This window comes from Thauera sp. AutoDN2 (assembly GCF_051280715.1).
Taxonomy (GTDB): Bacteria; Pseudomonadota; Gammaproteobacteria; order Burkholderiales; family Rhodocyclaceae; genus Thauera.
The window spans coordinates 107,806-117,526 of the sequence record NZ_JBNCAR010000010.1 but is presented as its reverse complement, the minus strand read 5'-3'; the positions used below and the strand labels follow the sequence as shown (position 1 = coordinate 117,526).

Here is a 9,721-nt window from a genome sequence, read left to right as displayed (position 1 = left end):
GCGGTTTCCTCCCCCGGGCTTTGTCCAACGCCTGCCCACAGGCACGGGTCGAACCTTCATCGGCACGGGGAAGGGGCAGGCGTCGAACAAAGCTGAACACGACCGGCCTGTTACCGCCGCCAGCGCTTGGGCACTCGAGAGACAGTTTCAGCTACTTCGAGGTCATCGACGCCGAGCGTCAGATCTTCGGCAGCGAACTCGGCCTCAGTCAGACGACGCGTGCGAAGCATCAGGCGATAGTGAACTGTATCGCGCACTTGGGGGCGGTTGAGCGTCCTCAGCGGTGCGCAGTTCGGAGGGCGTAATTCGCGCCCTCCGAGGAATTTCCCTTCATCCGACGCTGGTAAGAATCGACTCGGGTAGGGGGCAGGATCTCGCCATTGCGCCATCTGCGCGTATGTGCGCCTGGAGGTGCTAGACAAGGCTGCAGAACGTGGCTGATAGCTCGCGATTCATCTCGTCGGCCCGAACGACCACTCCCGCCAAGGCGCTATCGTTGGGTGCTTAGGGGACGGCTGCTCAGTCCCGTTACCCGCCGACCGAAACCCGGAGAAGTCAACGGCAGGTGTGGGTCGGAAGTGTGAATTCGCCAAATCGGCAAGCTGCCGTTGAACTTTTAGTGGCGCGAACAGCTAGTCAGGACTGATAGCCGTTTTAATAGTCAATCCCATCCTCACCGACGTCGCCAAAGATCCTCTGTTCATCCTCCGCCTCGACTCCCTGCCAGAAGATCACGACATCCATTCGCTGATTGGGCGCTAAGTAGATCCAGTGCTTGCAACGCGAGTCGATCAGCGAGAACAGCTCAGGATAGATGCCTTCCAAGAGGGGCGTTTCTCGCAGCTTCGCCTGAATCCCAACGTAAACGTGCAACGCCCGTTCTCGAAGATCGGGCGAGGCGATGACTTCCGACAGACCTGCCATCAGCACAGCTGCAACTAGCGCATCGAAGCTACCGAGCGCGATGAGTTGTCGAGCACTTTCATCGTCAAAGGGACGCTGACGGGGCACTTGCTCGTGTTCGCGCGGCTCCGCCTCAAACAGTAATGCCGTAACCGGCGGTTCGAGGGTGCGTAGCGCCTCCTCAAACTGCATTGCATCGAGCGGCTCCTTCTTCAGGTAGCGCCACAACGGGCTACGGAACCAGCGCGACGTGCCCGGGAATCGGGCTTGCGCCTGCTCGACAGCGTTGCGCGGTCCGGGCCGGTCATTGGGGACCCGTGTCCCTTTCTCGTAAGCGTCCCACTTCCTGGGGCGAGCGACGTCTGTGTCGCGTTTGCGGACGCGGTCCCCGTCGAGCGCCATCTCAATGGCGTATGCGGACGACAGGCCAGATATGTCCCGCAGCGCGCGAAACCAAAGTCGTGTCCGAAGGCGATCGACAGGCTGGGTGGTCGGGCGACCGCGCCCCTTTGGTCTGATGATTGTGTGCACAAGGCTTATCTGGAGTACAGAAAATCGAATTATCGGTTCGGGTGGAGAAAATGTGGACAGTCACGAACACTGCGTGACAAACGCATTGAGGTATTCGATGAACTCGCTGCCTGAACAGACCGAAGCACTGGCCCACTTGCGCAAGGAATTGCGCGAGACACTCCTGCGCCTTCACGGTCCTCTGCTGGGCGGCGAGCCCCTCGCGGCGGCACTAGGACATCGAAGCGTTGCATCACTTAGACAGGCACGGCGACGTGGTCAAGTAATGGTGCCGCTCTTCACTGTACCCAATCGCCGAGGGTGGTTTGCCTTGACGCTGGATGTCGCGGATTGGCTTTCTGCGACCCGAATGGGCGCATCCGCAGGAGGACGAATCTCTCCCAGTTAACTCGATTCTCCACCTCGTAGACGCGAACGCCCGAGGGGGCTGCCTCGGGCGTCGCGCCAGCATCGCTGCCGGTACAAGTGGGATCTTGTCCGATCAGTATGAGCTGCGCGTTCACGTTCGTCAATCATGCGACGAACTTGCGCGGACGGGGTGATTTTGTCTGGCCCGGTCAGCACCGCCGGTGCCATCCCATGAGGAGTTACCCCCTTGCGTCTGCCTATCCACCTACAGCGCGAGATCGCGCGTTTGCACTTCTACGATACCTCACAGTCCAACCGAGCCATCGCACGGTCAGTTGGTGTTTCCGCAAACACCGTGCGCGAAATGCGCCGAATTCTCAGAAAAAGCGACACCTTTGGTGCCGATCTTCATTCATTGGATGACGACGCCTGGTACGCGGTTCTGGGTACTGGCAACAAGAGCATCGCGCAACGCAAGAGAGCGCCATATTGGGATTGGGTGCACGCCGAGATGCAGCGCCCCGACGCCACACTCGAGCAGCTGTGGCGGGAGTGGCGCAGTCAGTGCCCGGAGGGAATCGCCTACTCGCAATTCACTGCCGGTTACCGGGCGTGGGCGAAGCGACAACATATCGTGATGCGTCAGGCCCATCGCCCGGGTGAGAAGTTGTTCGTCGATTTCGCCGGCCGTACAGTCGAGATCAGGGATCGAAGCGGCGGTCCCTCGATCTATGCGCAAATCTTCGTTGCCGTGCTTGGCTACTCGAACCTGACCTACCTGCAGGCAGTCGCCTCGCAGAAAACCCCTGATTGGGTGAGATGCCATGTCGATTGCTTTGCGGCAATGGGGGGCGTGCCGGCCTGGGTTGTGCCGGACAACCTGAAGGCGGCTGTCTGGCGGCGTGAGAAGGATCGCGTCGTTATCAACCCGGCCTACCGGGAGTGCCTGCAGCACTACAACACCGCTGCACTACCAGCTCGTGTCAGGAAGGCGAAAGACAAGGCGAAGGCCGAGGTCGGTGTGCAGATCGCACAGCGTTGGGTGTTGTTCGCACTTCGCGACCGAACATTCTTTAGCCTCGATGAACTGAATGACGCCCTCAGGAGGCTCGTGGTAACGCTGAACGCTCATCCCTTCAAGAAGATGTCAGGCTCCCGCATCGAACGATTTGAGAAAACCGAGCGTTCGACTTTGAAGCGCCTGCCGCCCATTCCCTTCGAGTTATGCGATTGGCGATATGGGGTGCGGGCTGGCGACGATTACCATGTCGAACATGCGCGGAGCTTCTACTCCGTGCCGTCGGAGTTGCGCGGACAGCGTGTCGATCTGCGTTACACCGGATCGATGCTCGAGGTCATGCATCGCGGCCAGCGCGTTGCCTTGCACGCATTGGCACAATGCGAAGGCACAGTCCAGACGTTGCCTGAGCATCGTCCGATAGCGCATGTCCGCGTGCTTGAGGGCGAACCGAGGGCACTCATGCTATGGGCCGAGTCGGTAGGGGAAGGCTCGGCGGCAATGATTCGCCATCACCTGGAAAACCGATCCGATGCCGTCAATGGTCTGAAAGCAGCCCGGCGGATGCGCGATCTGGCTCGTATCCACGGCGACCAACGCTTCGAAGAGGCGTGTGCATATGCGCTATCGCTCAACATTACGGCATTGCGCAGCCTCGATTCCATTCTCAAGCAGGCACCCGACAAACGCACCCACTCTGTCAGCGGCACGGCGCCGAGGCCAGCCCACGACAATGTGCGGGGTGCGAGCTACTTTGGAGAAAACACATGAGCGGCGTCCATCAAACCATCTCCCGCCTACGTGAATTGCGATTGACGTCGATGGCCGAAGCGTATTCGGTCCAGTTGCAGCAGCCGAAGCTTCACCAACTCTCTTTCGATGACCGATTCGGGTTGCTCGTCGAGCATGAAGCCTCTGAACGTGACTCGAAGAAATTGAAGCGGCTCGTGCGGAGTGCAGGATTCCCTGAATCCGCATCGCTCGAAGACGCCGATTACCGAGCTTCGCGAGATATCGACAAAGGGTTCATCGCCTCGCTGGCCAGTTGCGAATGGATTCGACAGCAGCTTAACTTGATCGTCCTTGGCGCAACGGGGGTCGGAAAGACATGGCTTGCATGTGCCTTCGGTTCTCAGGCTTGCCGACAGCGTTTACCCGCTACGTTCTTCCGGGCGAGCGATCTTTATCAAGAGATCGCAGTTGCCAGCCATGACGGTTCGTTGCCTAAGCTCAAGGCCGGTCTGATTAAACCGAGTTTGCTTATCATCGACGACTTCGGTCTGAGCGAGATTTCTTCGCAAGCTGCGCAGGTGTTGCTGGATGTGGTGGATCGGCGGATGCGTACCGGATCCTTGCTGATCACAAGCCAGTTCCCAACAGACCAGTGGCATGGGTTCTTCCCCGATCCGACCTTGGCAGACGCAATCCTTGACCGCGTGGTGCATCAGGCGCACCGGATTACGCTCAAGGGTGAATCCATGCGCAAGCTTCAGGCAAAGCGGAAGATGCCCCCAGCGTGATCATGTCGCTGGAACGATGAGCGTGACGTCAGCTTAGCGGTCACGGTGCCGTCCTGGTGCTCACGAGCACCGGGACGACTGATCAGTACGAATCGGAACTGGTGATCACGTCGAACTGGACTGACCGGTCACGAACGATCGGAATACGCATATTCTCGGGCCTGAAATCACCCAGCATGCAAACCGGTGTCGAGCAGTGGCCTCAGCTGTGCCAGTAGAATGTTTCACAAAATGGCCGAGACAATCCAAGCTCGTATCCTTGGCAAGATGCCGTAAGGATGCTGCTTGTGGGCAGGGTTGGTTCACGTCCCTCGGAGACGGCTTTCATTATCTGGGACATGTAAAGATTGGGCTCTATCACTGTTTTCTTCAGCAGCACCCGGACTACAACTCCATCGATAGCGACGGTAAATCCTTTGCTGAAACGCCCCAGATAGTGATTGGCGCGATGAGCAGGCGTGGTATCAGCATCGGCCTTCATGCCGCCTGCAGCATAGATGGCGCCGAGGAGATAGGCGGATGGCTCGTTCTTGCTGTTCACCGAGTGGTACTCGAACTCTTTGCTCCACTTGATCGGAATTCTGAATTGCTGGCAGGTGACGATAAATTGCTTCGCGATCAGCTCCTTGGCCTCATGTTCTCTGCTTGCTCCGGACGCTGATAGTTGCCTGCTCACGGAGTGTAGCGACTCGCAGAACAGCTTATGGGTAGGCAGGTCCTTCCTCAGAAATTCGGGTAATAGCGCTGCCGACTCTTCGTCCAGGCTTCGAAGCGCCTTGCTTAACCGGGACGCCGCATCTCGGAGTCTTTTTAGTTGCTCAAGTGTGCCTTCTTCAATTTCAGGGGGCGGCATCGTACGCCAACGAAAACTTTCTGCCAGCCGCAGAAAAGCATTTACACATTGCTCGCGGCGCTGAACGCCATATCGGTCGCAGGTTGCCTCTGCTCTGGTGCGCAGCTCGGCGACGGCATCGGAGTTGGGAATATCTGGAGCCATGATCTTTGTGGTCATGCCTGTGCTTGCTCTTTCCATTCGTCCAATCTGTCCGCCCATTCCTGCATCATGGCGCGACGTTCATCGAAATAGGTGGCGTGATTGTAGGTGCGACGCACATTGTTCTGGTCGGCATGGGCAAGCTGCGCCTCGATGGCATCGGGACGGTAGCCCATCTCGTTAAGACGGGTACTGCCGCTGGTCCGCGTGGCATGTGGACTATAGGCGCCACTCCACCCCAAAACCTTGAGTGCCTGGCGAAGCGATGCGGCGGACATAGGGGCGTTGCGATCATCTCGGCCAGGAAACAAGTGCTTGCGGTTGCCGGTAATGGCATGCAGTCCTTTGAGCATCTCCACTGCCTGTCGTGGCAGAGGCACGACGTGCTCCTTGCGTGCTTTCATGCGCTGCGCCGGGATACGCCAAACAGCCTTGTCAAGGTCAAACTCATCCCAGGCCGCCTCGGCCACTTCGGTCGGTCGCGCCAGGGTCCACCACATCAGTTGCATGCAATGACTTACCTGAAAGCTGCAGTGGTGGTTTGCGAAGTCGCTCAGCAGTTTGCCGATCTGCTCTTTACTCAGCGCCGGTTTGTGCTGGGTCTTGTTTGCTGGTAGCGCCTTGCGTACCGGCCAAACCGGGTCGCTGTCGGCTCGCAGGGTGGCGACGGCGAACTCGAATACGGCGGACATGGTGCGCCGCGCCTCGGCGGCGACCGTGGGGGCGCCACGCTTTGCTGTTTTCTGCAGGATGTCCAGGACATGGGCTGGCGTTATTTCGCGAACCGGCATATTGCCGATACTGGGGAACACCACGCGCTCCAGCATATCCAGACGCCGGTTCTTGGTGACATCTTCCCAGTCCTTTGTCTGCAGCCACTCCTTGGCTACGATCTCGAAGGTGTTCTTAGCTTCGCTGGCTTGCCGGATGCGGTCGAGCTGCCTTTGCTGGGCGGGATTGATGCCTTGCTTGACCAGTTTGCGTGCGGCCTCGCTGCGTTCCCTGGCTTCAGAGAGCGTAACGGCAGGGTATTCGCCAAGCGCAAACATGCTGGCCTTGCCATCCAGTGTGAAGCGGTATCGCCAAGCCTTGACTCCGTTGGGCTTGACTTCGAGGTAAAGCCCGCGCTGGTCATTCAAGCGGTAGAGCTTCTCCTTGGGCTTGGCGTTGCGGCAGTGCGTGTCGGTAAGCATGGTGGCTGACTCCTTGTCATGGCGACAGCGTTACTATACTCATTTATCCGCACGTCCCCCAAGATCCGTACTCACTGTCGTACTCAGCCATGCTTTGGCTGCTCGGGAAACGCGAAGCAGCATCATGAAACAATAAAACCGCGCAACTGCGCGGTTTTATTAGGATTTTGATGGCATCCTGGTGTTTCATGAAACATCAGGAAAACGGCTTGGCTACTCAGACGTTGAACAGGAAGTTGAGCACGTCGCCGTCCTTGACCACGTACTCCTTGCCCTCCGCGCGCATCTTGCCCGCTTCCTTGGCGCCGGCCTCGCCCTTGTACTGGATGAAGTCGTCGAAGGCGATGGTCTGGGCGCGGATGAAGCCACGTTCGAAGTCGGTGTGGATGACGCCGGCGGCCTGCGGTGCGGTGTCGCCGACGTGGATGGTCCATGCGCGCACTTCCTTCACCCCAGCGGTGAAGTAGGTCTGCAGACCGAGCAGCTTGTAGCCGGCGCGGATCAGACGGTCGAGGCCGGGCTCTTCCAGGCCCATGGTCTCGAGGAACTCCTTCTTGTCGGCGTCCTCGAGGTCTGCGATCTCGGCCTCGATCGCCGCGCACAGCGCGACCACTTCGGCGCCTTCGGTGGCGGCATGGGCGCGCACGGCGTCCAGGTGCGGGTTGTTCTCGAAGCCGTCCTCGGCGACGTTGGCGGCGTAGAGCACCGGCTTGGCGGTGATCAGGCAGAAGGGCTTGAGGCTGGCCCATTCTTCCTTCGACAGGTCGAGCGCGCGCACGGCCTTGCCTTGGTCGAGCTGGGCGAAGCACTTCTCGAGCACTGCGACGAGGATCTTGGCTTCCTTGTCGCCGGAAGCGGCGGGGCGCTTGTAGCGGTTGAGCGCCTTCTCTACCGTGGCCATGTCGGCGAGCGCGAGCTCGGTGTCGATGACCTCGATGTCGCGGATCGGATCGACGCTCCCCGACACGTGGATCACGTTGTCGTCGGCGAAGCAGCGCACGACATGCACGATGGCGTCGGTCTCGCGGATGTTGGCGAGGAACTGGTTGCCCAGCCCTTCACCCTTGGAGGCGCCTGCGACCAGGCCGGCGATGTCAACGAACTCGACGATGGCGGGCTGGATCTTCTGCGGCTTGACGATCTCGGACAGCGCGGCAAGGCGCGGATCGGGCACCTCGACGATGCCGACGTTGGGCTCGATGGTGCAGAAGGGGTAGTTCTCGGCCTGGATGCCGGCCTTGGTCAGCGCATTGAAGAGGGTCGACTTGCCAACATTGGGCAGGCCGACGATTCCGCATTTCAGGCTCATGTGAATCCTTGATCGTTCCGGTGCGCGTGCAGCCTTGTCTTGGGCTACGCCCTTGATCCGGTGTGGGGAAACCCGGGATTGTACCGTGACGCAGTGTGCGCCTCCAAAGGGTGTGCCCGCCCGGGGGCGCCAAACAGGCTCTGCACCGCCGAGCGGATTGCCGTTGCGTGTCGGCCCTGGGGGTCTCAGGTGTGGTTCCGGCCTACAATGGGGCCTCCTACATTTGCCCAATAACGAACAGGAGACGGACCGGATGACAAGCAAGTGGATCGCGGCCATCGATGCGCGCAGCAGGAGCGCGCTGGCGTCGGGTGCGTTGCAGCCGGTACAGGCCGAGCAGATTGAACTCGAGGATGCTGGCATGCGCTTCATTGTGCGCTGGGTGTCCTCGCTGGCAGCCAAGGATGCGACCAAGCGTCCGCTGGCTGCGGGGGAAAGAGAGGCGGGCCGGGGCGGAGAGGAGGTTGCGATCCCGGGCGGGCCGCGCGATCCGAACTTCAACCCCTTCCTGAACCCGGACCCCGAACTCACGGTTGGCCCGGTAGGTGATGCGCATGTGGCAATCCTGAACAAGTTTCCGCTCTGCGAAGGGCATCTGGTGCTGGCGCGACGGACGTTCGAAGAGCAGTTGCTGCCGCTGACGCGCAGCGACTTTGCCGCGCTTGCCGAAATCATGGCCGAGGCGGGCGGGATCGGCCTCTACAACGGGGGCACGGCCGCTGGCGCTAGCCAGCGCCACAAGCATGTGCAGTGGATGCCGCCTGCTGAAGGCAATGCGAACCTGCGCCTCTTTGCGGCAGGGCTGCCTGATTCGGTCGTGGAACAGGACGTTGCGGTACATCCTGCGCTGCCGATGAAGCACAGCTTCGTGCGCGTGCGCTGCGGTCAGGGTGAGGTGGCACACGAGGCTGCGGCGAGCATGCATGCGGCCTACGTTCGCGCATGCAGGGCGCTTGACCTGGAGCCTGGCGTGGATGGGCTGCTTCCAGCCTGTAATCTGCTGGTATCCGATGGCTGGTTGCTGATGCTGCCCCGCAGTCAGGAGCACTTCGAGGGCATCTCGATGAGCGCGGTGTGCTTTGGCGGAACACTGTACACACGTCAGCCGGAGCAGATCGAGTCGATCCGTCGTGTCGGACCGCTGCGCGCGCTGGCGGCGGTCGGGTACTGAGCGGGCAGAGGTCGGCGCAGGCGCTCAGTTGTCGGCGCCGGTATTGTCCGCAACTGGCGAGTCGGGTGCCTTGGTGGGCTTCGGTGCTTGAGATGGTTTGGGCGGCTTGGGTGCTGCGGGGCGGACGTTCAGCCTGGTTGCCGCGGCGTTGAGCTCCCCACGCATGATCTGCGGCCACAGGGCGAGCGCCTTGGCAATCGCTTCGTCGATCTGCCCTTGCTCTTCGCGTCGCGCGGGCTTGAGCACGAAGTTGACCACCTCGTTGCGGTCGCCCGGATGGCCGATACCGATGCGCAGGCGCCAGTAGTCATTCGTGCCGAGGTGGGCGGAGGTGTCCTTCAGACCGTTGTGGCCGCCGAGGCCGCCGCCGAACTTGAGGCGCAACTGGCCGGGGGGAATGTCGAGTTCGTCGTGTACGACGAGGATTTCGGCCGGTTCGATGCGGTAGAAGCGCGCGAGCGCGCCGACGGCCTGACCGGAGCGGTTCATGAAGGTCTGCGGCATCAGCAGCCACATACCAGCTTCGCGTGCGTTGGCGACCAAGCCGTGGAAACGGGATTCGTGCGAGAAGCGTGTGCCGAGTTTGTCGGCGAGTCGCTCACAAAACCAAAACCCGGCGTTGTGCCGGGTTTCGGAGTATTCGGCACCCGGGTTGCCGAGGCCAACGATCAGACGAGGCGGGCGTGCGAACGCGTTGCTCATCGGGGTCGGTCTCGGTGATCCGGGTCAGCGCG

The 9,721-nt window shown here is 60.6% G+C and carries 8 protein-coding genes; 3 read left to right on the top strand and 5 right to left on the bottom strand.

Translation table 11 applies throughout. The features are described from left to right. Nucleotides 1-654 precede the first annotated feature (654 nt). Entirely contained in the window at nt 655-1,305 is a 651-nt protein-coding gene (locus ACPT9U_RS08325; protein WP_002943440.1) for a hypothetical protein, read from the bottom strand. Nucleotides 1,306-2,029: 724 nt separating this feature from the next. On the opposite strand from ACPT9U_RS08325, the gene istA reads away from it, so the two are divergent. Together istA and istB are read left to right on the top strand one after the other, a co-directional pair. Continuing rightward, nucleotides 2,030-3,571: an IS21 family transposase gene (istA, locus tag ACPT9U_RS08320; RefSeq protein ID WP_021250780.1), complete on the top strand. Its 1,542-nt coding sequence runs from the start codon at nt 2,030-2,032 to the stop codon at nt 3,569-3,571. After that, the gene (gene istB, locus ACPT9U_RS08315) at nt 3,568-4,320 is read left to right on the top strand and encodes an IS21-like element helper ATPase IstB (RefSeq protein ID WP_002943443.1); all 753 of its coding nucleotides are present in this window, start codon (nt 3,568-3,570) and stop codon (nt 4,318-4,320) included. Before istA ends, istB begins: the two co-directional genes overlap by 4 nt. Nucleotides 4,321-4,522: 202 nt before the next feature. Here istB and ACPT9U_RS08310 read toward each other — a convergent pair whose 3' ends face one another. From ACPT9U_RS08310 to ychF, 3 genes are all read right to left on the bottom strand, one after another. After that, nucleotides 4,523-5,332, bottom strand: a complete 810-nt coding sequence (locus tag ACPT9U_RS08310; RefSeq protein WP_086248011.1) for a hypothetical protein — start codon at nt 5,330-5,332, stop codon at nt 4,523-4,525. Further along, the gene (locus ACPT9U_RS08305; protein WP_435750558.1) at nt 5,329-6,507 is read right to left on the bottom strand and encodes a tyrosine-type recombinase/integrase; all 1,179 of its coding nucleotides are present in this window, start codon (nt 6,505-6,507) and stop codon (nt 5,329-5,331) included. The genes ACPT9U_RS08310 and ACPT9U_RS08305 overlap by 4 nt, the downstream gene beginning before the upstream one ends. 217 nt (nt 6,508-6,724) lie before the next feature. Then, nucleotides 6,725-7,816 (bottom strand): redox-regulated ATPase YchF, encoded by a 1,092-nt coding sequence (gene ychF / locus ACPT9U_RS08300; RefSeq protein ID WP_418365231.1) that lies wholly within the window; start codon nt 7,814-7,816, stop codon nt 6,725-6,727. 253 nt (nt 7,817-8,069) lie between these two features. On the opposite strand from ychF, the gene ACPT9U_RS08295 reads away from it, so the two are divergent. Then, nucleotides 8,070-8,987, top strand: coding sequence for an ATP adenylyltransferase family protein (locus ACPT9U_RS08295; protein ID WP_418365230.1), 918 nt, complete (start codon nt 8,070-8,072; stop codon nt 8,985-8,987). A 24-nt stretch (nt 8,988-9,011) separates the two neighbouring features. On the opposite strand, the gene pth is transcribed toward ACPT9U_RS08295, so the two are convergent. Continuing rightward, complete coding sequence (gene pth, locus ACPT9U_RS08290) at nt 9,012-9,689, bottom strand: aminoacyl-tRNA hydrolase (RefSeq protein ID WP_435750556.1); 678 nt, start codon at nt 9,687-9,689, stop codon at nt 9,012-9,014. Nucleotides 9,690-9,721 lie beyond the last annotated feature (32 nt).

Bases quoted from the DNA above. Each gene is read 5' to 3' on its own strand.
- ACPT9U_RS08295 (WP_418365230.1), top strand. From the start codon at position 8,070: ATGACAAGCAAGTGGATCGCGGCCATCGATGCGCGCAGCAGGAGCGCG.
- ACPT9U_RS08305 (WP_435750558.1), bottom strand. From the start codon at position 6,507: ATGCTTACCGACACGCACTGCCGCAACGCCAAGCCCAAGGAGAAGCTC.
- ychF (WP_418365231.1), bottom strand. From the start codon at position 7,816: ATGAGCCTGAAATGCGGAATCGTCGGCCTGCCCAATGTTGGCAAGTCG.
- istB (WP_002943443.1), top strand. From the start codon at position 3,568: ATGAGCGGCGTCCATCAAACCATCTCCCGCCTACGTGAATTGCGATTG.
- pth (WP_435750556.1), bottom strand. From the start codon at position 9,689: ATGAGCAACGCGTTCGCACGCCCGCCTCGTCTGATCGTTGGCCTCGGC.
- ACPT9U_RS08310 (WP_086248011.1), bottom strand. From the start codon at position 5,332: ATGACCACAAAGATCATGGCTCCAGATATTCCCAACTCCGATGCCGTC.
- ACPT9U_RS08325 (WP_002943440.1), bottom strand. From the start codon at position 1,305: ATGGCGCTCGACGGGGACCGCGTCCGCAAACGCGACACAGACGTCGCT.